The 21723-nt window shown below is 73.2% G+C and carries 24 protein-coding genes; 11 read left to right on the plus strand and 13 right to left on the minus strand.

The features are described from left to right. Window position 1: 1 nt before the first annotated feature. Complete coding sequence (locus AB0M80_RS21395; RefSeq protein WP_364567377.1) at window positions 2-616, minus strand: TetR/AcrR family transcriptional regulator; 615 nt, start codon at window positions 614-616, stop codon at window positions 2-4. A 22-nt stretch (window positions 617-638) separates the two neighbouring features. On the opposite strand from AB0M80_RS21395, the gene AB0M80_RS21400 reads away from it, so the two are divergent. From AB0M80_RS21400 to AB0M80_RS21410, 3 genes are read left to right on the plus strand one after another with little or no spacing between them, the layout of a single operon-like run. After that, entirely contained in the window at window positions 639-1094 is a 456-nt protein-coding gene (locus AB0M80_RS21400; RefSeq protein ID WP_364567380.1) for an SRPBCC family protein, read from the plus strand. 33 nt (window positions 1095-1127) lie between these two features. After that, on the plus strand, window positions 1128-1733 hold the full coding sequence (locus AB0M80_RS21405; protein ID WP_364567382.1) for a TetR/AcrR family transcriptional regulator: 606 nt from the start codon (window positions 1128-1130) through the stop codon (window positions 1731-1733). Beyond that, entirely contained in the window at window positions 1717-3339 is a 1623-nt protein-coding gene (locus tag AB0M80_RS21410) for an acyl-CoA dehydrogenase family protein (protein WP_364567384.1), read from the plus strand. Before AB0M80_RS21405 ends, AB0M80_RS21410 begins: the two co-directional genes overlap by 17 nt. On the opposite strand, the gene AB0M80_RS21415 is transcribed toward AB0M80_RS21410, so the two are convergent. Together AB0M80_RS21415 and AB0M80_RS21420 are read right to left on the minus strand one after the other, a co-directional pair. After that, a complete protein-coding gene (locus AB0M80_RS21415) occupies window positions 3336-3830 on the minus strand; it encodes a pyridoxamine 5'-phosphate oxidase family protein (RefSeq protein ID WP_364567386.1) in 495 nt (164 codons plus the stop codon). The genes AB0M80_RS21410 and AB0M80_RS21415 overlap by 4 nt on opposite strands. An 86-nt stretch (window positions 3831-3916) precedes the next feature. Continuing rightward, window positions 3917-4450: a helix-turn-helix domain-containing protein gene (locus AB0M80_RS21420; protein ID WP_364567389.1), complete on the minus strand. Its 534-nt coding sequence runs from the start codon at window positions 4448-4450 to the stop codon at window positions 3917-3919. A 77-nt stretch (window positions 4451-4527) separates the two neighbouring features. Here AB0M80_RS21420 and AB0M80_RS21425 point away from each other — a divergent pair, with 77 nt between their 5' ends. Further along, window positions 4528-5739 (plus strand): FAD-dependent monooxygenase, encoded by a 1212-nt coding sequence (locus tag AB0M80_RS21425; RefSeq protein ID WP_364567392.1) that lies wholly within the window; start codon window positions 4528-4530, stop codon window positions 5737-5739. A gap of 237 nt (window positions 5740-5976) precedes the next feature. On the opposite strand, the gene AB0M80_RS21430 is transcribed toward AB0M80_RS21425, so the two are convergent. Genes AB0M80_RS21430 through AB0M80_RS21445 form a run of 4 tightly spaced genes read right to left on the minus strand, consistent with a single transcriptional unit; the run spans window position 5977 to window position 11376 of the window. Then, a complete protein-coding gene (locus AB0M80_RS21430) occupies window positions 5977-7089 on the minus strand; it encodes an SWIM zinc finger family protein (RefSeq protein ID WP_364567395.1) in 1113 nt (370 codons plus the stop codon). Then, the gene (locus AB0M80_RS21435; RefSeq protein ID WP_364567398.1) at window positions 7086-9623 is read right to left on the minus strand and encodes a DEAD/DEAH box helicase; all 2538 of its coding nucleotides are present in this window, start codon (window positions 9621-9623) and stop codon (window positions 7086-7088) included. Before AB0M80_RS21435 ends, AB0M80_RS21430 begins: the two co-directional genes overlap by 4 nt. Window positions 9624-9655: 32 nt before the next feature. After that, on the minus strand, window positions 9656-10438 hold the full coding sequence (locus AB0M80_RS21440; RefSeq protein WP_364567401.1) for an ABC transporter permease: 783 nt from the start codon (window positions 10436-10438) through the stop codon (window positions 9656-9658). Next, window positions 10435-11376, minus strand: a complete 942-nt coding sequence (locus AB0M80_RS21445) for an ATP-binding cassette domain-containing protein (RefSeq protein WP_364567404.1) — start codon at window positions 11374-11376, stop codon at window positions 10435-10437. The genes AB0M80_RS21440 and AB0M80_RS21445 overlap by 4 nt, the downstream gene beginning before the upstream one ends. Window positions 11377-11454: 78 nt before the next feature. On the opposite strand from AB0M80_RS21445, the gene AB0M80_RS21450 reads away from it, so the two are divergent. Then, the gene (locus AB0M80_RS21450) at window positions 11455-12234 is read left to right on the plus strand and encodes a TetR/AcrR family transcriptional regulator (RefSeq protein WP_364567407.1); all 780 of its coding nucleotides are present in this window, start codon (window positions 11455-11457) and stop codon (window positions 12232-12234) included. Window positions 12235-12236: 2 nt separating this feature from the next. On the opposite strand, the gene AB0M80_RS21455 is transcribed toward AB0M80_RS21450, so the two are convergent. Beyond that, the gene (locus tag AB0M80_RS21455) at window positions 12237-13412 is read right to left on the minus strand and encodes a cytochrome P450 (RefSeq protein WP_364567410.1); all 1176 of its coding nucleotides are present in this window, start codon (window positions 13410-13412) and stop codon (window positions 12237-12239) included. An 86-nt stretch (window positions 13413-13498) separates the two neighbouring features. On the opposite strand from AB0M80_RS21455, the gene AB0M80_RS21460 reads away from it, so the two are divergent. From AB0M80_RS21460 to AB0M80_RS21470, 3 genes are all read left to right on the plus strand, one after another. Further along, complete coding sequence (locus AB0M80_RS21460; RefSeq protein ID WP_364567413.1) at window positions 13499-14542, plus strand: TetR/AcrR family transcriptional regulator; 1044 nt, start codon at window positions 13499-13501, stop codon at window positions 14540-14542. 63 nt (window positions 14543-14605) lie between these two features. Beyond that, window positions 14606-15874, plus strand: a complete 1269-nt coding sequence (locus tag AB0M80_RS21465) for a sigma-70 family RNA polymerase sigma factor (protein ID WP_364567416.1) — start codon at window positions 14606-14608, stop codon at window positions 15872-15874. 2 nt (window positions 15875-15876) lie between these two features. Beyond that, on the plus strand, window positions 15877-16212 hold the full coding sequence (locus AB0M80_RS21470; protein WP_364567419.1) for a YciI family protein: 336 nt from the start codon (window positions 15877-15879) through the stop codon (window positions 16210-16212). A gap of 58 nt (window positions 16213-16270) precedes the next feature. On the opposite strand, the gene AB0M80_RS21475 is transcribed toward AB0M80_RS21470, so the two are convergent. Continuing rightward, window positions 16271-16723 carry an anthrone oxygenase family protein gene (locus AB0M80_RS21475; RefSeq protein WP_364567422.1) on the minus strand — a complete coding sequence of 151 codons (453 nt, stop codon included), beginning with the start codon at window positions 16721-16723 and terminating at the stop codon, window positions 16271-16273. Window positions 16724-16825: 102 nt separating this feature from the next. Here AB0M80_RS21475 and AB0M80_RS21480 point away from each other — a divergent pair, with 102 nt between their 5' ends. After that, window positions 16826-17761 carry an AraC family transcriptional regulator gene (locus AB0M80_RS21480; protein ID WP_364567425.1) on the plus strand — a complete coding sequence of 312 codons (936 nt, stop codon included), beginning with the start codon at window positions 16826-16828 and terminating at the stop codon, window positions 17759-17761. Here the strand turns inward: AB0M80_RS21480 and AB0M80_RS21485 are convergent. From AB0M80_RS21485 to AB0M80_RS21495, 3 genes are read right to left on the minus strand one after another with little or no spacing between them, the layout of a single operon-like run. Beyond that, entirely contained in the window at window positions 17730-18197 is a 468-nt protein-coding gene (locus AB0M80_RS21485) for an SRPBCC family protein (protein WP_364567428.1), read from the minus strand. The genes AB0M80_RS21480 and AB0M80_RS21485 overlap by 32 nt on opposite strands. Then, window positions 18194-18541 carry a metalloregulator ArsR/SmtB family transcription factor gene (locus tag AB0M80_RS21490; RefSeq protein WP_364567431.1) on the minus strand — a complete coding sequence of 116 codons (348 nt, stop codon included), beginning with the start codon at window positions 18539-18541 and terminating at the stop codon, window positions 18194-18196. Before AB0M80_RS21490 ends, AB0M80_RS21485 begins: the two co-directional genes overlap by 4 nt. Window positions 18542-18581: 40 nt before the next feature. Beyond that, entirely contained in the window at window positions 18582-19643 is a 1062-nt protein-coding gene (locus AB0M80_RS21495) for a hypothetical protein (protein WP_364567434.1), read from the minus strand. A gap of 247 nt (window positions 19644-19890) precedes the next feature. On the opposite strand from AB0M80_RS21495, the gene AB0M80_RS21500 reads away from it, so the two are divergent. Then, window positions 19891-20925 (plus strand): site-specific integrase, encoded by a 1035-nt coding sequence (locus AB0M80_RS21500; RefSeq protein ID WP_364567437.1) that lies wholly within the window; start codon window positions 19891-19893, stop codon window positions 20923-20925. Between the two features lies 1 nt (window position 20926). Here AB0M80_RS21500 and AB0M80_RS21505 read toward each other — a convergent pair whose 3' ends face one another. After that, the gene (locus AB0M80_RS21505; protein ID WP_364567441.1) at window positions 20927-21097 is read right to left on the minus strand and encodes a hypothetical protein; all 171 of its coding nucleotides are present in this window, start codon (window positions 21095-21097) and stop codon (window positions 20927-20929) included. A gap of 25 nt (window positions 21098-21122) precedes the next feature. Here AB0M80_RS21505 and AB0M80_RS21510 point away from each other — a divergent pair, with 25 nt between their 5' ends. Continuing rightward, a complete protein-coding gene (locus AB0M80_RS21510; RefSeq protein WP_364567443.1) occupies window positions 21123-21632 on the plus strand; it encodes a CGNR zinc finger domain-containing protein in 510 nt (169 codons plus the stop codon). Window positions 21633-21723 lie beyond the last annotated feature (91 nt).

Consider the following 21723-nt stretch of genomic DNA (forward strand, 5'->3'; position numbering starts at 1 on the left):
GTTACCCGGAGGTGAGCCGCAGTGTGGCGAGGGCGTGGTCGGTCCACGCGGCGAGGAAGCGGTCCGGGGCGAGGTCGCCCGGGGTGTGTCCGATGAGGACGTCGAGGATCGGGTAGTAGGTCAGTGAGGCCACCAGTACCGCCGCGGTGGCTTCCGGGTCGGTGACGTCGGCTCTCCCCTGGTCCCGCAGCGTGGTGATCCATTCGGTGCCGCGGCGGTAGACGGTGGCGACGACGGCTTGCCACATGCGTTCGAACAGCTCCGGGAAGCCGGTGAATTCGCGGATCATCAGGCGGATGAGGTCGCGGTCGGCGGCCATGAACGTCCAGACGACGTCGGCGAGCACGCGCAGGGCTTCGCGCGGGTTGTCGGGCAGCCGGGCGTCCGCGGTTTCGGCGGTGCGGGCAGCCAGGCGGGAAAGGTTGTCGTGCACGGCCGCCTCGAGGAGGGCGGCTTTGGACGGGAAGTGCTTGTAGAGCGCACCGCTGCCGGGGTGGAGGCCGCAGGCGGTCTGGATGTCGGCAACGGAGGTGGCGTCGTAGCCGCGGGTGGCGAAGAGGTGGACGGCTTCGTCGAGGATGCGGCGGCGGGTGACGCCGGGGGTTGTCCGAGCCATAGTGAGAAACTACTCTCTTTCTATGGTGGAGGTGATCGTGGAAGAGACCGTGTCGTGTACTCCGGACGCCTTTCTCGCGCTGGTCATGGACCCGCGGCGGTACGCGGAGGTCGACCGCAAGCTGGGCCGGATCGACTGGGTGCACCGGGAGGGCGACGTCACCGAGTTCCGGTTCCGCTCGGTGCTGCCCGGGCTGGGGCGCGGGCCGAAGGTGGTGTCCCGGATGACGCTGACCCCGGGCCGGCGGGTCGAGGTGCGGCTGCCCGACCGGCCGGAGAACCGGCTCGCGCGCCGGGTCTCGACGTTCGAGGCGCAGTTCGAGTGCGTGCCGGTGGACGGGGGGATCCGGGTGCGTCGGCGGATCGCGTTCGGGTTCGCCGCTCCCCTGCGCCGGCTGGTGGAGCCGGTGTTGCGGCGGAAGCTGCGGGCCGACGTCGAGGCCGAGGTGCGGGGCGCGAAGCGGCTGCTGGAGCGTTGACTGAAGGAGTGAATCAGTGCTTCACTTCTTGCCGTGCCCTACCGCCGCACCGCGAAGGTGCAGGAACGCCTCGACGCCCAGCGCGAGATGATCGTCGCCGCGGCGACGCGCCGGCTGGCCGAGCACGGCTACGGCGGGTGTTCCGTCGCCGCGGTCGCCGAGGGCGCCGGGGTGGCCGTCGGCAGCGTCTACCGCCACTTCCCCACCAAGGCCGAGCTGGTGGTCCACGTGTTCCGGCAGGTGGTGACGCGGGAAGTCGAAGCGGTCCGAGCCGCGGCCGGCGGGGAGGACGAGCCCGTCGAGCGGGTGCTGGCCGTGTTCGAAACGTTCGCCCAACGAGCGCTCAAGGCCCCGCGGCAGGCTTATGCGCTGCTCGCCGAGCCGGTCGACGCGCTGATCGACGCCGAGCGGCTGGAGTTCCGGCGGGCGTTCACCGAGGTCGTCGCCGAGCACGTCGCCGCCGGGGTGCGGGCGGGCGCGCTGCCGGCGCAGGACGGCCGGCTCACCGCGGCGGCGCTGGTGGGTGCCGCCGCCGAGGTTCTGATCGGCCCGTTGACCAGCGGCAACGCCGGTGACGTGGCCGAGCTCCGCACGTTCGTCGTCCGCGCTCTAGGAGGTTCCGATGCCCGCCACGCATGAGGTCACCAACCAGGTCCCGCCGCTGGCGGGGCACGACGTCGCCGACGACCCGGCGCTACTGGCCGGGCTCGAGCGAGCCGGCGCGGGCTGGGCGGCCGGCGAACTGCACGAGCTGGGCCGGCTGGCGGGGAGCGAGCAGGCGCAGGAGTGGGGCCGGCTGGTCAACGAGAACGAGCCGGTGCTGCGCACGCACGACCGGTACGGCCACCGGATCGACGAGGTGGAGTTCCACCCGTACTGGCACGAGCTGATGACGGTCGCGGTGTCGCACGGGCTGCACGGCACGCCCTGGCGGGACTCCCGCGTCGGCGCGCACGCGGCGCGGGCGGCGAAGTTCTACGTTTGGGGGCAGGTGGAGGCCGGGCACAGCTGCCCGATTTCGATGACGTACGCGGCGGTCCCGGCGTTGCGGGCGAACCCGGAGCTGGCGGCGCGGTACGAGCCGCTGCTGGCGGCGACCGAGTACGACTTCGGGCTGCGCGAGCCGGGCACCAAGCGCGGGCTGATCGCGGGCATGTCGATGACCGAGAAGCAGGGCGGTTCGGACGTCCGGGCCAACACGACGACGGCGACCCCGAGTGCCGACGGCAGCTACACCCTGGTCGGGCACAAGTGGTTCACCTCGGCGCCGATGTCGGACCTGTTCCTGACGCTGGCGCAGGCGCCTGGCGGCCTTTCGTGCTTCCTGCTCCCCCGGGTCCTGCCGGACGGCTCGCGCAACCCGATCCGGCTGCAGCGGCTGAAGGACAAGCTCGGCAACCGGTCGAACGCGTCGTCGGAGATCGAGTACGACGACGCCGTGGGCTGGCTGGTCGGCGAGGAGGGCCGCGGGGTCCGCACGATCATCGAGATGGTCAACAACACCCGGCTGGACTGCACGCTGGGCAGTGCGTCCGGGATGCGGCTGGGTGCGGTGCGCGCGGTGCACCACGCGACCCACCGACGTGCGTTCGGCGGGGCGCTGGTGGACCAGCCGCTGATGGCGAACGTCCTGGCCGACCTGGTGATCGAGTCGGAGGCGGCGACGACGGTGGCGATGCGGCTGGCCGCGGCGGGCGACCGGCGCGGCGATGCCCACGAGCAGGCGTTCCGGCGGCTCGGGCTCGCGGTGTCGAAGTACTGGGTGTGCAAGCGGGCGCCGGCGCACGCGGCGGAGGCCCTGGAGTGCTTCGGCGGCAACGGGTACGTCGAGGAGTCGGGCATGCCGCGGCTGTACCGGGAGGCGCCGCTGTCGTCGATCTGGGAGGGCTCGGGCAACGTCGCCGCGTTGGACGCGCTGCGGGCGATGGGCAAGCAGCCGGAGTCGGTGGCGGCGTTCTTCGCCGAGGTCGAGCGGGCCGCGGGCGGGGACGCCCGGCTGGACGACGCCGTCGACCGGATCCGTAAGGAGCTGACCGACACCGGTGGCATCGAGTACCGGGCGCGGCGGCTGGTGGAGGCGATGGCGCTGGTGCTGCAGGGATCGCTGCTGGTGCGCCACGGTCACCCGGCGGTCGCCGATGCGTTCTGCGCGTCCCGCTTCGGCGGGGACTGGGGCATCGCGTTCGGCACGCTCCCGGCCGGCGTCGACACGGGAGCGATCCTCGAGCGGGCCGCGGTCCGTTAGGCCACGCGTTCGGCCCGCTGCTTGACCAGCTCTTCGACCGCGCTGGGCAAGGTGTTCTCGAAGTCGATCAGCTTCGCCCACGTCGGGGTGACGACGATCCGGACCATGCCGTCGTAGAGCGAGCGGACCTCCCGTTCCCACTCGACGCGCTGCTCGGGGGTCATCTGGTAGCTGCCGTTCACCTGCAGGTACTCCTCCGGGATGCCGTCGAGGGCGTCCAGCTCGGCGCGGCCGCGCAGGAGGAGGATCTTGGGCGGGTGCACCTCGGTGTCGATGGTGAGGGCGACCGCGGGGTTGGCGCGCAGGGACGGCAGTTTCGGGGCGTTCTTCGTCGTGCACAGGACGATCTGCGAGCCGTTCCAGGTGAACGCGATCGGGATCGAGCGCGGAGTGCCGTCCTGGGCGACGTAGGCGAGCCGGGTCAGGTCGCGGTTCAGCAGTTCGCGGCTGAGCGGCTGGTCGAGCACCTCGGTGACTTCGTTCGGCTGCATGGTGGTCTCCTTCTCCGGACGTGGTCGCTTGCTGTCCCGGGGACGGAGCTGCCGGCGCGTTTTCGACACGCGCGGCCGGAGAAGTCTCAGCGGCCGAGCGCGTCGAGGGCCCCGGCGACGGCGGCGGCCTTGAGTTCCTCGACGGGAGCGTCGGGGAACTGCATGCAGACGTCCTGGAGGCCGCCCAGCGCGAGGATCGCCCTGGCCTGCTGTTCGAGAGTCGGCGAAGGACCGCAGATCAGGCTGGTCAGCCGGGTGCGCCAGCCCAGGACCCGGTCGATGAGCCCGAGGTCGGCCAGTGTCGGCATTTCGGCCAGCAGCATGAGGACGGGCGCGCGGTGCCGGTAGTTGAAGTCGAAGAAACCCTCGATCAGCTCGCGCGCCGGTGCGTCGCCGCGGGCCTCCTGGGTGAGGAGGAATTCCTCGCCGTCGTCGAGCAGTGGCTGGATGATGCTGCGCACCAGGTCCTCCCGCGACGGGAAGTGGTAGTAGAGCGCGGGTTTGGTGATGCCCAGCCGGTCGGCGATGTCCTGGAGGCTGGTGCGCTGCACCCCCTGGGTCGCGAACAGGTCGCGGGCGACGTCGAGGATGCGCTGCTTGGTGTCGGAGGGTTTCGGCACGGCCCCAGCATAACTGACTTAACGATAGGTAAGGAGCCGTGGTACAACTTACCTACCGTTAAGTCAGGGAGGTACTCATGCGGATTCTCATCTCCGGCGCCAGCATCGCGGGTCCGGTGCTGGCGTACTGGCTCACCCGGCACGGCTTCGACGTCACCGTCGTCGAGCGTGCGCCGGCGCTGCGCAAAACCGGCGGCCACGCCGTCGACCTGTTCCGGCCCGCCATGGACATCACCGACCGGATGGGCGTGCTGCCCCGGGTCGAGGCCCTCGCCACCGGCACGACCCGGTTGACGCTGCACCGGCAGGGAGCACGGCGGCCCGTGCGGATCGACCTGGCGAAGATCTTCCAGGCCACGTCGGACCGGCACGTCGAGGTCATGCGCGACGACCTCAGCGAGATCTACTACGACGCCGGCCGCGACGACGTCGAGTACCTCTTCGGCGACTCGATCACCGCCATCTCCCCCGACGGCGAGGTCACCTTCGAGCACGCCGCGCCGCGCCGGTTCGACCTCGTCGTCGGCGCCGACGGGCTGCACTCGAACGTGCGGCGCCTGGTGTTCGGGGAGGAGGCGGGGCTGACGAAGTTCATCGGGGCGTACCTGGCCGTGCTGTCCCTGCCGGACACCCTCGGCCTCGACGGCGAGACCGTCATGCACCTCGGGATCGGCCGCACGACGGGGCTCTACAGTGCCCGGCACTTGGACGAGGCCCGCGCGGTGTTCCTGTTCCGCCGCGACGAGGAGCTCGACTACCACCACCGGGACGTCCCGCGGCAGAAGGAGCTGCTGCGCGAGGCGTTCGCCGGGATGCACCCGCAGGTCGACGGCTGGCTCGCCGAGCTGGACGGTCCAGGCCCGTTCTACTTCGACTCCATCACCCAGCTCCAGCTCGACACCTGGTCACGCGGGCGCGTCACGCTCGTGGGCGACGCCGGCTACTGCCCCGGCCCGGCCGTCGGCGGCAGCACCAGCCTCGCCGTGCTCGGCGCGTACGTCTTGGCCGGCGAGCTGGCCGCGGCGGGCGGCGACCACGAACGCGCCTTCGCCGCCTACGAACGGGAAATGGGCGAGCTGGTGCGGCAGAGCCGGGCCTTCGCCGTTGGCGCGGCCCGGAGCCTGATCCCGGCTTCCCGCGCCGGGGTGTGGGCCCTGGCGCGCGGCGGCCAGCTCGTCTCGGCGCTGCCGGCCGGGCTGACCCGGGCGATCGCGAAGCTCAACTCCGGCGGTGTGCGCATGCACGATTCCATGCACGTCAAGGACTACGCGGTGAAAGCTCCGGCCTGACGCTGGAGGAGGCCCCCGGAGCGCGGAAGCCCCCTCCAGCTCGACAGCGGGCCTTTCCGGACACTGCCGGACACCGGTGGAAACCGGGCGGGCGCGCGGAAGCAATCCCGCGCGCCCGCACCCCCAGTGGCCCGGCGGAACCCGCCGTCAGGGGACAGGAGACAACGAGTACCGCCCTGGATACCGGGCAACCCGGCGGATTTCCGCCCGGCAGCAGACCGGACACCCCGCGAACCTTCACCCCAGCAGCAGACCCGGATCGGTTTCCGGCGCTCCCGCGGGCCACCACGTGTCCCCTTCGAGCCGGTACGGGTGCCACCGGCCGCGGTGGTCCAGCCGCAGCTGCACCTCACCGACCGTGCAGTGGTTGCGTTCGAACACCGGTTGCTCGTCGGTGACGTCGGCGAGCGCGGTCCGCGCGGCCGCCAGTGCCGCTTTCGGCGGTGTCCACGGCGATTCGAGGACGTCCAGACCGTCCGGCCCGCCGTGCGTCCAGGCCGCGACCGCCCGCTCGAAGCCACTCCCCTCGCCCAGCCGCCCGGCCGCTGAAGGGAACTCGGCGGCCAGGCGGACCGCGTCGTGCCGCCGTCCCGGCCACGGCTGCCCCGCCAGCAGCGTCCGAGCCTGCCCGGCCGCGTTGGCGGCCAGCAGCGCGAACGCCTCGGCGGGCACTCCCGGCGCCGCCGGGATCGACGGTGCCCCGGCGGGCTCGAACCCGGCCAGGTCGGGCAGCTCACCCGGCGTCCGGCCGGCCGCGACCGGCTCGGAGAGCGACCCGGGCGCGGTGCGGCTTTCCAGTTCGCCGCGGATCTCCCGCTCACCCTTGCCCCGCATCAGCAGCAGCACGAACGGGTCCGCGTCGAGCAGCCACGACACCTGGAACGACAACGCCGCCGCGTGCTGGCACGGCAGCTCCCAGCCGGGGCAGTCGCACTCGGGGTCGAGGTCGCCGATCCCGGGCAGCAGGTCGACGCCGGCGTCGGCGGCCGCCTCGACCAGGTCGTGCGGCATGTCCCGGTCCAGCAGCGCCGCCAGGTGCCCGGCGCGCGAGGCGACCCGGTCGAAGAACCGGGTCCAGTCCGGTTCGGACAGTTCCGCCAGCCGCACCTGTGTCCGGTACGGGCCGCCGTCGGCGTCCTCGACCACCGCCGCGATCCGGCCCGGGCTGACCGTGATCGGCCCGACCAGCCCGGCCGCGGCGTACTTGCGGCCCTGCTTGAGCTGCCGCAGGTCCAGCGCGGTGTCCTCCATCGCGCTCAGCCACGCCCGGCCCCACCACGACTTCGCGAACCGCCCCCGCGCCCCGGCGGCCCCGAAGGCGGGAAATCCGCGTACCCGGTCTTCACTCATCCGCGGCTCCTGAGTTCGACGAGCTCCGCGAGCTCGGTGTCCGACAGTTCCGTGAGCGCGGCCTCGCCGCCGGCCAGCACCGCGTCAGCCAGGGCCCGCTTCTCCCGCAGCATCGCCGCGATCCGGTCCTCGACCGTGCCTTCGGCGACGAGCCGGTGCACCTGCACCGGCCGGGTCTGCCCGATCCGGTACGCCCGGTCGGTCGCCTGGTCCTCCACCGCCGGGTTCCACCAGCGGTCGAAGTGCACGACGTGGTCGGCGCGGGTGAGGTTCAGCCCGGTGCCCGCCGCCTTCAGCGACAACAGGAACACCGGCACCTCACCGTTCTGGAAGCGGGTCACCAGGTCTTCGCGGCGGGCCACCGGCGTGCCGCCGTGCAGCAGCTGCGTCGCGATCCCACGGCCGGCCAGGTGCTTCTCCAGCAGCCGCGCCATGGCGACGTACTGGGTGAACACCAGCACCGCGCCGCCCTCGGCGAGGATCGTGTCCAGCAGCTCGTCGAGCAGCTCCACCTTGCCCGAACGGCCGCCGCCCTCTTGCGGAGACAGGGCCTTGAGGTACTGCGCCGGGTGGTTGCAGATCTGCTTGAGCGCGGTCAGCAGCTTGACGATCCGGCCGCGCCGGGCCATGCCGTCACTCTCGGCGATGCCGGCCATCATCTCCCGCACGACCGCCTCGTACAGCGCCACCTGATCCGGGCTGAGCGCCACCGGCCGGTCGGTCTCGGTCTTCGCCGGCAATTCGGGCGCGATCCCGGGGTCGGACTTGCGGCGCCGCAGCAGGAACGGCCGCAGCAACCGGGCCAGGCGGTCCGCGGCGCCCGGGTCGCCGGCCTCGATCGGTTTCGCCCAGCGCGCCCGGAACTCGCCGAGCGACCCCAGCAGGCCGGGTGCGGTCCAGTCGAGGATCGCCCACAGCTCCGAGAGCGTGTTCTCCACCGGCGTCCCGGTCAGCGCCACCCGGGCCGCCGCCGGCACCAGCCGCAGTGCCTTCGCCGTGCCCGAGCGGTGGTTCTTGACGTGCTGGGCCTCGTCGGCGACCAGCAGCCCCCAGCGCACCCCGGCCAGCGGCGCCGGATCGGTGCGCAGCGTGCCGTAGGTGGTCAGGACGAACCCGGCGGCGTCCTCGACGCCGTCGAGCGAACGGGCGCTGCCGTGGAAGCGCCGCACCGGCACGCCGGGGGCGAACCGGCGGATCTCGCGTTCCCAGTTGCCCAGCAGGGAAGCCGGGCACACCACCAAGGTCGCACCCGAAGCCCGGTGCAGGTGCAGCGCGATCAGCGTGACCGTCTTGCCCAGGCCCATGTCGTCGGCGAGGCAACCGCCGAGGCCGAGCCCGGTGACGGTGGCCAGCCACTGCAGTCCCCGCAGCTGGTAGTCCCGCAGCGTCGCGGCCAGCCCCGCCGGCGGGACCTGCGGCTCCGGCGGTGCGGACAGCCGCTCCCGCAGCCGCGCCAGCCAGCCGTCGGTGACGACCTCGACCGGCTCGCCGTCGACCTCGGTCGTCCCGGACAGCACCGCCCCGAGGGCGTCGACCGGCGTCAGCGGCTTGAGCGCCCGCTCCCGCGCCTTCGCCGCCAGTGCCGGGTCGACCAGCACCCACTTCTCACGCAGCCGCACCACCGGGCGGCGGGCCTCGGCGAGTGCGTCCAGCTCGGCCTCGGTCAGCACCTCCCCGCCCAGCGCGAGCTGCCAGTCGAACGCCAACGCGCGCCCACCGCCGAAGAACGACGGCAGGTCACCCGGTGCGTCCCCGGCGCGGACGACCGCCCGCGCGGTCAGCGACCCCGCCAGCTCCCCCGGCCAGTGCAGGTCGATCCCGGCCGCCGCCAACCGCGGGGCCGCGGTCGCGACCAGCTCGGTCACGTCGTCCTCGCCGAGCGCCAGCTCGTCCGGCACCGCCGAGGTCAGCAGCGGGCCCAGCGCCGGCCACACCTGGGCACCGCGGCGCAGGGCCAGCACGACGTCGATGCGCGCCCGCGGCCCGAACCGCCCGGTCGCCCACAGCTGCGCCGCGTCGGCGACCTGCCCCGGGTCGGTGAGGCTGTGCACCTGGACCACGGCGCGGAAGCGCCCGGCGTCGAAGCCGTCGGGCGCCTCCACCCGCAGCGACACCCGGATTCCCGAGTCCAGGCCCGCGGCCAGCTCGTCCGCCCAGTCGCGCAGGGAATCCGCGCGCTGCGGCGCGACGGCGGCGAACAACCGCGTCCCGGCCGCCTTCGCCGCGGCGGGCGTGCGGGGCAGTGAGTCGGCGACGGCGTCGAGGAACGCCCGCAGCAGCGGCCCCGGCGCGCGCTCGTCGGGGGGCCTCGCGGCCGCGAGGTCCCGCAGCCACGCGGCTTCCGCCGGTTCCAGGGGTCCGACGCGCCAGGCGTCGTGCCCGGCCTCGGTCACGCCCGGCAGCAGCCGCCCCGCCGCCACCAGCCGCAGCGCCGCCTTGGCCGCGGTGGTCCAGAACGCATCGGCGTTGCGCAGCAGTTCCGGCAGGGCGTCCGGAATGGACAGTGCGCGGCCGTCGAGGACCAGCCGGCCCATCCGCGGTGGTTCGCCCGGTTCGAAGTAGACGTTCAGTTCCCCAGCCTCCTGTATCGGCGCACCGACAACGGCACGAACACCGCCAGCAGCACCAGCGGCCACCCCACCGCCATCGGCACCGCGTGCGCGCTCACCCAGGACGTCCCGGCCGCGCCGGGGTTGCCGAACAGCACCCGCGCCGCGGTCACCGTGGAGGACAACGGGTTCCACTCCGCCACGGTTCCCAGCCACGCCGGCATCGTCGAGGTCGCCACGAACGCGCTGGAGAGGAACCCGAACGGGAACTCCAGCGTCTGCGCGAGCGTCACCATCGACGGGTCGGAAGTCAGCAGGCCCAGGTAGATCCCGGCCCACACCAGCGCGGTCCGCAGCAGGAGCAGCAGACCGAGCGCCGCCAGGGTTTCGCCCAGGCTGCCGTGCGGCCGCCAGCCGACGGCGTACCCGCAGCCGAGCAGCACCGCCAGCGCGAGCACCGCGTTCACCAGGTCCGCCGCCACCCGCCCGGTCAGCACCGCCGACGGCGCCATCGGCAGCGACCGGAACCGGTCGGTGACGCCCTTGGCGGCGTCGTCCAGCACCGCGATCATCGTCCCCGACAGCCCGAACGCCATCGTCATCGCGAACATCCCCGGCATCAGGAACTCGCGGTAGGACCCGCCACCGGGCACGCTCATCCCGCCACCGAGCAGGTAGGCGAAGATCAGCACCATCAGGATCGGGAAGGCCACCACCGTGGCCAGCCGGGCCGGGCGCCGCGCCAGCTGCGCCAGATAGCGCTGGGTCAACGTCCAGCCGTCCTCGATCGCCCACCTCATCGCGCCCCCTCCGCCTGGCCGGTCAGCTGCAGGAACACTTCGTCCAGCGTCGGGCGCCGCAGCGCCACGTCCGCCACGGCCAGCCCGGCCGCCGCCACCTCGCGGACGACGTCGGTGAGCACCGACGCCTCGTCCGGCGCGGCCGCGCTCACCCGCAGCTGTTCGGTGACCGGCTCGGCCCCGGTGACCCGGGCGAGCAGCCCCGCCGCCGCGCCGAGCGCGTCCGGATCGGTCAGCACCAGCTCGATCCGGGTCGCCCCGAGCGAGCCCTTCAGCTCGGCCGGGGTGCCTTCGGCGATCACCCGGCCGTGCTCGACGAGGGAAATCCGGTCGGCCAGCTGATCGGCCTCCTCCAGGTATTGCGTCGTGAGCAGCACCGTTGTCCCGTCCGCGACCAGCGACCGCACCGCCCGCCAGACCTCGTTGCGGCTGCGAGGATCCAGCCCGGTCGTCGGCTCGTCGAGGAACAGCACCCGCGGGGCCGCCAGGAGCGAGGCGGCCAGGTCCAGGCGCCGCCGCATCCCGCCCGAGTAGGCCGACACCGGCTTCGGCCCGGTATCGGCCAGGCCGAACCGTTCGAGCAGGTCGTCGGCGCGGCGGGCAGCCTCCCGGCGGCCCAGGTGGTGCAGCCGTCCGAAGAGGATCAGGTTCTGCCGCCCGGACAGGATCTCGTCGACGGCGGCCTGCTGCCCGACCAGCCCGATCGCCGAGCGCACTTTCGCCGATTCGGTGGCGACGTCGAACCCGGCCACCCGCGCGACGCCGCTGTCGTGGCGCAGCAGCGTCGACAGCACGCGGACCGCCGTCGTCTTGCCCGCGCCGTTGGGTCCCAGCAGGCCGCACAGGGTGCCGGCCGGGACGGAGAGATCGAACCCCTCGAGGGCGTACGCGTCGCCGTAGCGCTTGCGAAGTCCCTCGGCGTGGATCTGCGGAGTCATCCTGCCCCTAACTCTGTACCTTGTACGAAGAACAGGTTAGCACAACTCTGTACGTCGTACGGAATTCAGGTGGGCAGAATGGCCGGCGTGAGCACGCAGGACAACGGCGACGGCGACCCGCGGCGGGCGATCGAGCTGCTCTGGGGCGTCTCGGCACCCCCGCGCCGCGGCCCCAAACCGAAACTGGCCACCCCCGACGTCGTCAAGACGGCCGTGCGGCTGGCCGACGCCGACGGCATCGAGGCCGTCACCATCCGCCGGGTCGCCGAGCAGCTCGGCGTCTCCCCCATGTCGCTCTACACCTACGTGCCGGGCCGGGCCGAGCTGCTGGACCTGATGATCGACCACGCCCACGGCGAGCTGCCGGCCCCGACCGAAGGGCTCGGCTGGCGCGCGGCGCTGACCGCGATCGCCGAAGACCAGTGGGCGCTGCTGCACCGCCACCCCTGGCTGCTGCAGGTCACCACCAGCCGCTCGGCGCTGGGCCCCCACAGCTTCGCGAAGTACGAGCACGAGCTGCGCGCGGTCGAAGGCATCGGCCTCGGCGACGTCGAGATGGACGCCGTGGTCAGCCTCGTCACGGGCCTGGTCCGGGCCACCGCGCGCAGCTCACTCGACAACGCCCGCCTGATCCGCACCAGCGGCATGACCGACGCCCAGTGGTGGGAACGCGCCGCGCCGGTCCTGGCCGGCATCCCGGCCGCCGACGCGGCGCACTACCCGATCTCCTCCCGCGTCGGCCAGGCCGCGGGCCAGTTCCACAACGCCGCCGAAGACCCGGCCTACACCTTCCGCTTCGGCCTCGCCCGCGTCCTCGACGGCATCGAAGCACTGGTCGGCACCCGCGACCCGGGCTGAGGTCAGAGCTTCAGCAACAGCGCGGCCGGCCGCCAGGTCCCGCCGTCCGGTGCCCGGGGAACGTCCCCGGCCAAGGTCAGGCCGGGGAAGCGGGCGAACAGCGACGACAACGCCACTTCGGTCTGCACCCGCGAGATCGAGGCGCCCAGGCAGAAGTGCGGCCCGTACGAGAACCCGAGCTGCGCCGGCCCCGAACGGGTGATGTCGAAGCGGTCCGGATCGGTGAACGCGCGCGGGTCGCGGTCGGCGGCCACCATCGCCGCCGTCACCCGCTCGCCCTTCCGGATCAGCTGCCCGTCGATCTCGACGTCTTCGCGCGCGAACCGCGGCGTGGTCAGCAGCTGCGGGCTGCACCAGCGCATCAGCTCCTCGACCGCCCCCGGCCACAGCGCCGGATCCGCCCGCAGCGCGGCCAGCTGCCCGGGGTGCCCGAGCAGAGCTTCGACGGAGTTGGCGATGAGGTTCACCGGCGTCTGCCCGCCCAGGACCAGGTGCCAGACCACGGTGATCAGCTCGGTGTCGGTGAGCCGGTCACCGTCCTCGGCCTGGGCCCGCACCAGGTCGCCGATGAGGTCGTCCCCCGGCTCGATCCGGCTGCGCGCCACCGCCTCCTTGGCGCCCTCGATGATCGCCGGGATCGCCTCGGCGAAGTCGGGGCCCAGCCCGCCGGCCACCGCGGCACCGTATCCCCGCCAGCGGGGCCGGTCGGCTTCGGGAATGCCGACCAGCTCGCAGATGACGTCGATCGGCAGCGGCCGCGCGAAGTGCGGCACCAAGTCGACCACGCCGTCTTCGGCGTGCCCGGGCAGCTCGTCGAGCAGCCGCTCGGTGATCGCCACCAGCCGCGGCCGCAGCTGCGCGGCCCGCTTCGGCGTGAACGCCGGCGCCACCAGCCGCCGCAGCCGCAGGTGCTCCGGCCCGTCCTGCTCGGCCATCGTCCGCAAGTACTCCTGGCAGTGCTCGGGAACGCCGGGCGGGCGCATGAAGCTGCCGGAGTTCACCTCGAAGCGGGGGTCGGCCAGCATCGCGCGCGCTTCGGCGTAGCGGGTCAGGGCCCAGAACGGGCCGAAACCGGGGATGACCAGTTTGGCCACCGCGCTCACTTCCCGCGCCCGGTCGTAGGCGGTGAACGGGTCGGTCAGCACCTTCAGGTCGGTCAAGTCGATCTCGGGGGTCATCCACCACTCCAGATGTTAAAATCAGATGTTCAGATCATCTCAGTGGTCACGGTATCTTGGCTCCCGACCCCACGGCAAGGAGGACGATGGTCAGGCTCAGCAGGGCGGAGACCCAGGAGCGCAACCGCGCGAAGGTGCTCGCCGCCGCCCGCGACGAGTTCGCCGGCCGCGGCTTCCGCGAAGCGAAGATCGACGTCATCGCCGAACGCGCCGAACTCACCCGCGGCGCGGTCTACTCCAACTTCCCCGGCAAACGAGCCCTGTACTTCGCCGTCCTGGCCGACCTCGCCGAACGCGCACCCCGGCCCGCCACCCCACCACCGCACCCCGGCGCCGCCGACGCGCTGGCCGCCTTCGCCCGCGCCTGGGTCGCGCGGCTCCCGCTGGCCACCGACAGCGACGGCCAGGACGCCCGGCTCGCCCGCGACCTGCTCCCGGAAATCCTCGCCGACGACCACACCCGCCGGCCGTTCGCGCAGCTCATGCGGGTCGAGGCGATCCTGCTCGGGCTCGCCCTCGAACGCCTCCGCCCGGGGCGGCGCCTCGTGCGGGTCGCCGAAGCCGTCCTCACCACGCTGCACGGCGCGAGCCAGCTCGCCGCCGCCGCGCCGGGCTTCGGCGAGCCGTTCCACCTCGTCACCGCGTGCGCCGCCCTGCTCGATCTGGACCTGACCGACGACTGGCCGTCCGCGCCGCCGATCACCAGCCAGGCCCGGCCCGCCGGGCAGCCGTGGGACCCGCCGGCCGCGACCGACCTGCTGACCGGGCAGACCGTGCGCCCCGGCGACGGCGTCGTCACCGTCCTCGGCCTGCACCGCGCCGCCGCCTTCGAAGAGGCCGTCCGCGCCGGTGCCGACGTCACCGTCGCCTTGGTCACCAGCGACCCCGGCGAACTCGCCCCGCTCGCCCGGCTCGCCGTCGCCGACCTGCGCAGCTGCCTCGACCAGGCGATCGCGCCCCCGGCCCGGCCACGGCTGCGGATCGTCTGCGACGCCACCGGCGAACTCGCCGCGGCCGCCGGCGTCACCGCCGTCAGCGACGCCACCGAGACCGCCGTCCGCGTCGAAGCCGGCCGGATCGTGGTGCGTGCCGAAGGGTTCGGCGCCTCTCACGCGGCAGCGACCGGGTAGGTGTCGGTTCCGGGGCCGCCCGTTCGTCGGGCAGGTGACCGGCCGGTGGGGAAGGAGCGGGTGGTGGACGTCGAGACCGCGGTCGCCGAAGCGTTCCGCGAGGAGTGGGGCCAGGTCGTGGCCACCCTCATCCGGATCACCGGCGACTGGGACCTCGCCGAGGAGTGCGCGCAGGACGCCTTCGCCCTCGCCCTGCGCACCTGGCCCCGCGACGGCGTCCCGGCCCGGCCCGGCGCCTGGCTCACCACCGCCGCCCGCAACCGCGCCACCGACCGGCTCCGCCGCGACGCCGTCGGCGCCGCCAAGCTCCGGGAGGCCGCCCTCGTGCCCATCCACGACGAACCCGAACCCGACGACAGCGGGGTCACCGACGACCGGCTGCGGCTCATCTTCACCTGCTGCCACCCGGCGCTGGCCACCGAAGCGCAGGTCGCGCTCGCGCTGCGCACCCTCGCCGGCCTGTCCACCGCCGAGATCGCCCGCGCCTTCCTCGTCCCGGAAGCGACCATGTCCCAGCGGCTCGTGCGGGTGAAGCGCAAGATCCGCCACGCCCGCATCCCCTACCGCGTCCCGCCCGCGCACCTGCTGCCCGAACGCACCGCCGCCGTGCTCGGCGTGCTGTACCTGACGTTCAACGAGGGCTACTCCGCCAGCGCCGGCCCCGACCTGCTCCGCCCGGACCTCGCCGCCGAAGCCCTCCGGCTCGCCCGGGTCCTCGCCCGGCTGATGCCCGACGAACCCGAAGCCCTCGGCCTGCTCGCCCTGATGCTGCTCCAGCACGCCCGCCGCGCCACCCGCGTCGACGCCGGCGGCGTCCTGGTCCCCCTCGAACAGCAGGACCGCACCCGCTGGGACACCGCCGCGATCACCGAAGGCACCCGCATCCTGGAGACCGCCCTGCGCCGCCGCCGTCCCGGGCCGTACCAGATCCAAGCCGCCATCGCCGCCTGCCACGCCACCGCCGCCCGCGCCGCCGACACCGACTGGCCCCAGATCGCCGGCCTCTACGACGAGCTGCGCAAACACGTCCCCAGTGCCGTCGTCGACCTCAACCGCGCCATCGCGGTCGGCATGGCCGACGGCCCGGCGGCCGGGCTCGCCCTCCTCGACGCACTGACGCTCGAGGGCTACCACCTGCTGCCCGCCACCCGCGCCGACTTCCTGCGCCGTCTCGGCCGCCACACCGAAGCCGCACACTGGTACGGGAAAGCCCGCGACCTCGCCGGCACCGAAGCCGAACGCACCTACCTCACGCGAAGAATCTCGGAGGTGGTGTCGGTCGCGGGCGGGTCCGTTCGTCGGCAGGATGAACCCCGACCGGAAGGACGCTGACCATGCAGTACCTGCTGATGATCTGCGGTGACGAAACCGCCGCCGAGCACCGCGACGACGGCTGCGGCGGCTGGAGCGAAGACCTCCAACGCCGAGGCAAGATCCACGGCGGCGGTGGCCTCCGCCCGCCGGCGGAAGCCACGACGGTCCGCGTCCGCGACGGCGAGGTGCTGCTCACCGACGGACCGTTCACCGAAGCCAAGGAACAGATCGGCGGCTTCGTCGTCCTCGACTGCGCCGACCTCGACGAAGCCCTCGAACTCGCGGCCAAACACCCCGCCGCCGGCTACGGCAGCATCGAGGTCCGCCCGATGCTGGGACCGGAAGACTTCGCTTGACGGCCCGCCGGTCGGCGTTCCGGGCTGCTCGCGGAGCGCCGTCCGGCGGCCCGGCCGGCTAACCGCGCCCGGTGACCACGGCCGCGACCAGGCAGCCGAAGCCCGCCGTGCTGACCAGCGCACGCAGCACGTTCCAGCGCACCCACGTCGTCTCGAACCGCGCCCGCAGCGCCGCGTAGTCGTCGCCACCGCTGTCCAGCGCGTTGTTCAGCGGGATGTTCACCACCCCGGTGATCACCACCATCGCCACCAGGAACGCGAACCCCGCGATCACCCACGGCCGCGGGCCCGGGTTCACGAACACCGCCACCCCCGCCAGCAGGGGCGCGCCCAGGAACGTCAGCAGGAACACCGGGTTCACGATGGCGATGTTGATCCCGCGCATCCCTTCGACGAACGTCTTGTCGTCCCCGCGCGCCAGCCCCGGCATGACCGAGCAGGCGTAGGCGTAGAACAACCCGGCGACCAGCCCGGCCGCGACCAGCGCGGCCACCAGCACCACCATCGACATCGGTCTCTCCCTCTCCGTCACCGTGCCAGTCAAGCGGCGCCCGGTGAGACTCTCCATAGCTCAAAGCCTCGATCGCATGTTTCAGCGTCTAAAGTCGTCGGCATGGATCCGCTCGCCGCACTCCTCGAGGGCCCCCGCGCGCACGGCGCGTTCCTGCTGCGTTCGGTGCTGACCCCGCCGTGGTCGCTGCGCATCGAGGACCGGGCGCCGCTGACCGTGGTGTCGGTCGTCCGGGGTGAAGCGTGGATCGTGCCCGAAGGCGGGGAAGGCGTCTTGATGGGCGAAGGCGACGTCGCGATCGCCCGTGGCCCGGATCCGTACCTGGTCGCCGACCACCCCGGCACCCCGCCGCAGGCGCTCATCCTGCCCGGCCAGGAGTGCCGCACCCCCGACGGCGCTCACCTGACCGAGCTCACCGACGTGGGGGTCCGCACCTGGGGCCACGGCGCCGACGGCCCGGTCGTGCTGCTCACCGGCACCTACGGCATGGAAGGCGAGCTGAGCAAACGGCTGCTGGCCGCGCTGCCGGCGGTGCTCGTGCTGCGCGCGGCCGACTGGCCGACCCCGCTGGTCGAGCTGCTCGCCGCCGAGATCGGCAAGGACCTGCCGGGCCAGGAAGCCGTCCTCGACCGGCTGCTCGACCTGCTGCTGATCGCCGCGTTGCGCGCCTGGTTCGACCGGCCCGGCACCGGCGCACCGGCCTGGTACCGGGCGCACGAGGACCCGGTCGTCGGGCAGGCGCTGCGGCTGCTGCAGCACCAGCCGGCCGAGCCGTGGACGGTCGCCAAGCTCGCGGCCGACGTCGGCGTCTCCCGGGCCGCGCTGGCCCGGCGGTTCGCGGCCGCGGTCGGCGAGACACCGATGGCCTACCTCACGGGCTGGCGCCTCGCCCTCGCCGCGGACCTGCTGCGCCAGCACCCGGACGCCACCATCGCCTCGCTCGCCCGCCAGGTGGGGTACGGCAGCGCGTTCGCCCTCAGTGCGGCGTTCAAGCGCGAGTTCGGCGTCAGCCCTCAGCACTACCGGAGGGACCGCTGAGGCCACCGGCCAGTTCCTTGCCCAGCTTCGCCAGCCAATCGCCGGTGCCCTGTTCCCGCCAGGCCGGCTCCTCCGCGCCGTCGAGGAAGGTGTCCTGCTCGGTCAGGACCAGGCGGGTGCCCTCGCCGTCGGGGACGAGTTCGACCGTGGTCGTCGAGACCGTGGCCAGGACGTCGCCGCCGGTCAGCGTCGTGGTGTAGACGATCCGCTCGTCCCGCACGATGTCGTGGTAGGTCGAGGCCGCGGCGAGCGGTTTGCCGTCCGGGGTGCGGCCGCGGGTCAGCTCGCGGCCGCCGACGCGGAAGTCCAGCTCGTGCCCCTCCCCGGCGCCGAACCAGCGGGCCTTCGTCGCCGGGTCCGCCCAGGCGGCGAACACCTGTCCCGGCGGCACGGGGTAGGTGCGTTCGAGGGTGAAAGTGCTGTGCAAGACGGTCATGACGTGCTTCCTTCCGAGGTCTCCGGCCCGGTGAGGAAGTCACCGAGCCGGTCGAGCCTGCCTTCCCACGTGGTGCGCTGCCGCCCCAGCCAGTGCTCGCCGGCGCGCAGCACCTCCGGTTCGATCCGGCAGGTGCGGACGCGGCCGACCTTCTCCGACCGCACGATCCCGGCGGTCTCCAGCACCTGTAGGTGCTGCACCACCGCGGCGAGCGACATGGTCAGCGGCGCGGCCAGTTCACTGACCGACGCCGGGCCACGCACGAGCCGCTCCACCAGTGCCCGCCGCGTCCGGTCACCCAGGGCGCGGAACACCAGGTCCAGCGACTCTTCATGGTTAAGCATGTACTTAAGTTATACCTCGTTGTTCCCAATAGTCAAGCAACTACTTAAGCATCTCGAGGACGTCCTCGGGCAACCCGGCTTCGGGGATGTCCCGCAGCACGGCCAGCGTCCGGCTCAACCCACGCTCGGCGGCGTCGGCCCTGGCCGTGCACGCGCGGAGTTCGGCGCCGAGCGTCGTGGTGGTCTCGTGCATCGACCGGACGGTCTGCTCGTGCGCCGCCTGCACCTCGGCCAGCCGGCGGTCGGACGCCGCACGCAGCTGCTCGGCTTCCGCCTTCGCCCGCTCGAGAACCGCCGCCTGCGCGGCCTGATGAGCCGCGGTCGTCCTGACCTGCTCCTCGCGAGCCGCCTCGAGCCGTTCGGTGACGGCGTCGGCGCGGGACTCGGCCGCTTCGGCCCGGGACACGGCGACCTGGCCGCGCCCGCGCTCCTCCTCGAGCGCCGTGCGCGCGGCCGCCAGTTCCGCGGTCAAGGTGGCGATCACCGCGGCTCGTTCGCCGGCGAGCGCGGCCGTGGCTTCGGCTCGCTCGCCGACCCGGGCCAGCTCGTCGCGGACCGCGGCCAGCTGCCCCTCGGCGCGTTGCTGCTCCTGCAGCGCGGCCCGGCGGGCGGCGCGGTCGGCGTCCCGCTCCCGCAGGGCCGCGGCTTTCTCCTTCTCGGCGACGGCCGCGGTCTCGGCGGCCTCGTCCGCGACCTGCCGGGCCCGCGCGGCTTCGGCTTCGGCCAGGCCGCGTTCACGGCGGTGCTCGTCGGCCTCGACCAAGGCCGCGTCTCGTTCCGCGAGCGCGGCGGCGGTCGTCGCCGCGAGCTGGTGGCGCAGTGTCGTGAGGGTTTCGACGAGTCCGCGAGCCGGTTCGAGCACGCGATCGACCTGGCCCGCGAGCGCGGTGACGGCGGTGTCGTCCAGCTCGGTGTCGCTCTCCCGCAGCGACTCGGCGTCCGAGAGCACGGCCTCGGCGTCCCGGCAGCTGAGGTTCCGGCGCCCCCACGTCTTCCCGTCCTGGCAGAAGCGCGCACGGCTCCCTCGCCCCACCGCGGGCGGCAACGGCGCCCCACACCTCCGGTACTCGCACACGCGCACCTGACCAGCATCTTCCGTCATGATCAGCACTCTATCAAAGCTTCTAATCAGAACTAGATATAGCTGTTCGAAATCAGAAGATTAGCTATCGCAGCTCTAGGTTGGGATAAGGTCACATATCCAAACCCAGAACCGCCTGGTGGAACCCGGGGGCCCGGAGTAACAGCGGAGGGCCGATCCGCGCGAGTCAGGAGCAGTGAACCCATCGCAGCCGACGCCCTGGCCCAGGTTCCCGCCCGTGGAGATCGACATCCCGTAACCTCGGCGCGTGCCCGACCTCGAACCGGTGATCGACGGCGCGCTGAGCCCGCAGGACCGGCTCGCGCTGCTGGACGAGGCCGCGGCCCGGCACGTCGACGGGCAGCGGCCGCCGAACACGCTCAAGGCCTACGCCCAGGACTGGCAGGTGTGGCAGGACTACACCGCCGAAGCCGGGATTCCGCCGCTCTCGGCGTCGATCGGTGCGCTGACCGGGTTCGTCGTGTGGCTGGAACGGGGCCGCACGCTGCGGCCGAGCGAACGGGCGGTGCCCGAGGTGCCCGAACGGGCCGCGCCGGCGGCGCCGTCGACGATCGAGCGGCGGCTCACCGGGGCGCTCGCCGGGCTGCGCCACCACAAGGTCCTCGTCGATCCCGAAGCGAGCCGTGCCGCCTGGCGGGCGCTGAAGGGGTACCGGCAGCGGCTGGCCCGGGAAGGGATCCAGCGCGGCCGCGGCAAGGCCACCATGGTCACCCTCACCGACCTGCGGGCGATGTCGCGCGCGTGTCCCGACACGCTCGCCGGCGCCCGCGACCGGGCCATGCTGCTGATCGGCTTCCCGATCGCCGCCCGCTGCTCGGACCTGGCGAACCTGCTGGTCACCGACGTGCAGCCGGTCGACGACCGGGGGCTGGCGGTGACCGTCCGGCACGGCAAGAGCACCGGCGACATGGTCGTCCCGCGGCGCGAGAGCCCCGACACCGACCCGGTGCGGGCGTGGCACGCGTGGCGGTCCGGCGCCGGGATCTCCGAGGGGCCCGCGTTCCGCCGCGTTGACCGGCACGGCAACGTCGGCGCGCCGGCGCTGACCACAACGGGCGTCAACCAGATCCTGACCCGGGCCGGCGTCCGTGCGGGCCTGCCGTACCCGGTGACCGGGCACTCCCTGCGGTCCGGGTTCGCCACCGAGGCGCGCCGGGCCGGGGCCGACGACCTCGCGATCGCCGACCAGGGCCGCTGGGTGCGCGGCAGCCGGGCGCTGTACGAGTACATCCGCCGCGTCGACCAGTGGGACGACAACGCGGCGGGTGCGCTCGACCTCTGATTCACCGGGCCGGTCGCGCGCGGGTGGCGCCGACGACTTCGCCGTCGAGGCGGGCGAGCCAGCTGCCGCAGACGCAGCGCACGTAGTCGAGCCGGTGGGTGACGGGCCGCGCCGCGGCTGCCGGGAGTTCGGCGAGCGGCCAGCCGCAGCGGGGGCAACGGTTTCGATCCATGCCCCGATCGTGCTGTAATGAGTCAGTGCACTTCAACCATTACGGCGGCCCGGCGGCGCTGGTGGCCGCCGACCTGGTCAACGCCGGCTCCGCGAGCGACCTCCTCGACGGAATGGTCCGCAACGGCATGGCCATCAACGCACTGACCGACGGCGAAGCGGCCCTGATCGGCGCGTGGGCCCACCGCCTGCGGCCGGTGTTCGCCGCAGACCCCGCCGCACGCCCGGACCTGGTCAACGATCTGCTGGCCGAAGCGGCGTGCCGCCCGTACATCACCACCCACGACGGCAAGCCGCCCCACCTGCACTACTCGGCGGAGGACGCCGGACCGGTCGGCCGGGTCCGCGCGTACACCGCGGGCGGCCTGGCCCACCTCGTGTGTGAAGCCCCGGATCGCCTGGGCATCTGCAGCCGCGAAGGCTGCGAAACGGCGTACGTCGACACCTCCCGCAACGGCCGCCGCCGGTTCTGTTCGACGCGATGCGCGACTCGGGTGCACGTGGCCGAGCACCGGGCGCGGCAGGTCAGCGCCTAGAGAATGTCCGGGTAGGCGGCTGAGCCGGCCTGGTGCGGAAGCTGCAGTTCAACGGCTCGCGCCGGGAGGGGGACGGCGCCCTTCAAGACTC

Source organism: Amycolatopsis sp. NPDC051045 (genome assembly GCF_040682955.1).
Classification (GTDB): Bacteria; Actinomycetota; Actinomycetes; order Mycobacteriales; family Pseudonocardiaceae; genus Amycolatopsis.

What these genes read in the sequence shown, in the direction of transcription:
- AB0M80_RS21475 (WP_364567422.1), bottom strand. Translation starts at nt 16,723, where the DNA reads ATGTCGATGGTGGTGCTGGTGGCCGCGCTGGTCGCGGCCGGGCTGGTC.
- AB0M80_RS21400 (WP_364567380.1), top strand. Translation starts at nt 639, where the DNA reads ATGGTGGAGGTGATCGTGGAAGAGACCGTGTCGTGTACTCCGGACGCC.
- AB0M80_RS21425 (WP_364567392.1), top strand. Translation starts at nt 4,528, where the DNA reads ATGCGGATTCTCATCTCCGGCGCCAGCATCGCGGGTCCGGTGCTGGCG.
- AB0M80_RS21410 (WP_364567384.1), top strand. Translation starts at nt 1,717, where the DNA reads ATGCCCGCCACGCATGAGGTCACCAACCAGGTCCCGCCGCTGGCGGGG.
- AB0M80_RS21395 (WP_364567377.1), bottom strand. Translation starts at nt 616, where the DNA reads ATGGCTCGGACAACCCCCGGCGTCACCCGCCGCCGCATCCTCGACGAA.
- AB0M80_RS21470 (WP_364567419.1), top strand. Translation starts at nt 15,877, where the DNA reads ATGCAGTACCTGCTGATGATCTGCGGTGACGAAACCGCCGCCGAGCAC.
- AB0M80_RS21485 (WP_364567428.1), bottom strand. Translation starts at nt 18,197, where the DNA reads ATGACCGTCTTGCACAGCACTTTCACCCTCGAACGCACCTACCCCGTG.
- AB0M80_RS21490 (WP_364567431.1), bottom strand. Translation starts at nt 18,541, where the DNA reads ATGCTTAACCATGAAGAGTCGCTGGACCTGGTGTTCCGCGCCCTGGGT.
- AB0M80_RS21435 (WP_364567398.1), bottom strand. Translation starts at nt 9,623, where the DNA reads ATGGGCCGGCTGGTCCTCGACGGCCGCGCACTGTCCATTCCGGACGCC.
- AB0M80_RS21430 (WP_364567395.1), bottom strand. Translation starts at nt 7,089, where the DNA reads ATGAGTGAAGACCGGGTACGCGGATTTCCCGCCTTCGGGGCCGCCGGG.
- AB0M80_RS21480 (WP_364567425.1), top strand. Translation starts at nt 16,826, where the DNA reads ATGGATCCGCTCGCCGCACTCCTCGAGGGCCCCCGCGCGCACGGCGCG.
- AB0M80_RS21505 (WP_364567441.1), bottom strand. Translation starts at nt 21,097, where the DNA reads ATGGATCGAAACCGTTGCCCCCGCTGCGGCTGGCCGCTCGCCGAACTC.
- AB0M80_RS21460 (WP_364567413.1), top strand. Translation starts at nt 13,499, where the DNA reads ATGGTCAGGCTCAGCAGGGCGGAGACCCAGGAGCGCAACCGCGCGAAG.
- AB0M80_RS21495 (WP_364567434.1), bottom strand. Translation starts at nt 19,643, where the DNA reads ATGACGGAAGATGCTGGTCAGGTGCGCGTGTGCGAGTACCGGAGGTGT.
- AB0M80_RS21455 (WP_364567410.1), bottom strand. Translation starts at nt 13,412, where the DNA reads ATGACCCCCGAGATCGACTTGACCGACCTGAAGGTGCTGACCGACCCG.
- AB0M80_RS21415 (WP_364567386.1), bottom strand. Translation starts at nt 3,830, where the DNA reads ATGCAGCCGAACGAAGTCACCGAGGTGCTCGACCAGCCGCTCAGCCGC.
- AB0M80_RS21445 (WP_364567404.1), bottom strand. Translation starts at nt 11,376, where the DNA reads ATGACTCCGCAGATCCACGCCGAGGGACTTCGCAAGCGCTACGGCGAC.
- AB0M80_RS21440 (WP_364567401.1), bottom strand. Translation starts at nt 10,438, where the DNA reads ATGAGGTGGGCGATCGAGGACGGCTGGACGTTGACCCAGCGCTATCTG.
- AB0M80_RS21450 (WP_364567407.1), top strand. Translation starts at nt 11,455, where the DNA reads ATGGCCGGCGTGAGCACGCAGGACAACGGCGACGGCGACCCGCGGCGG.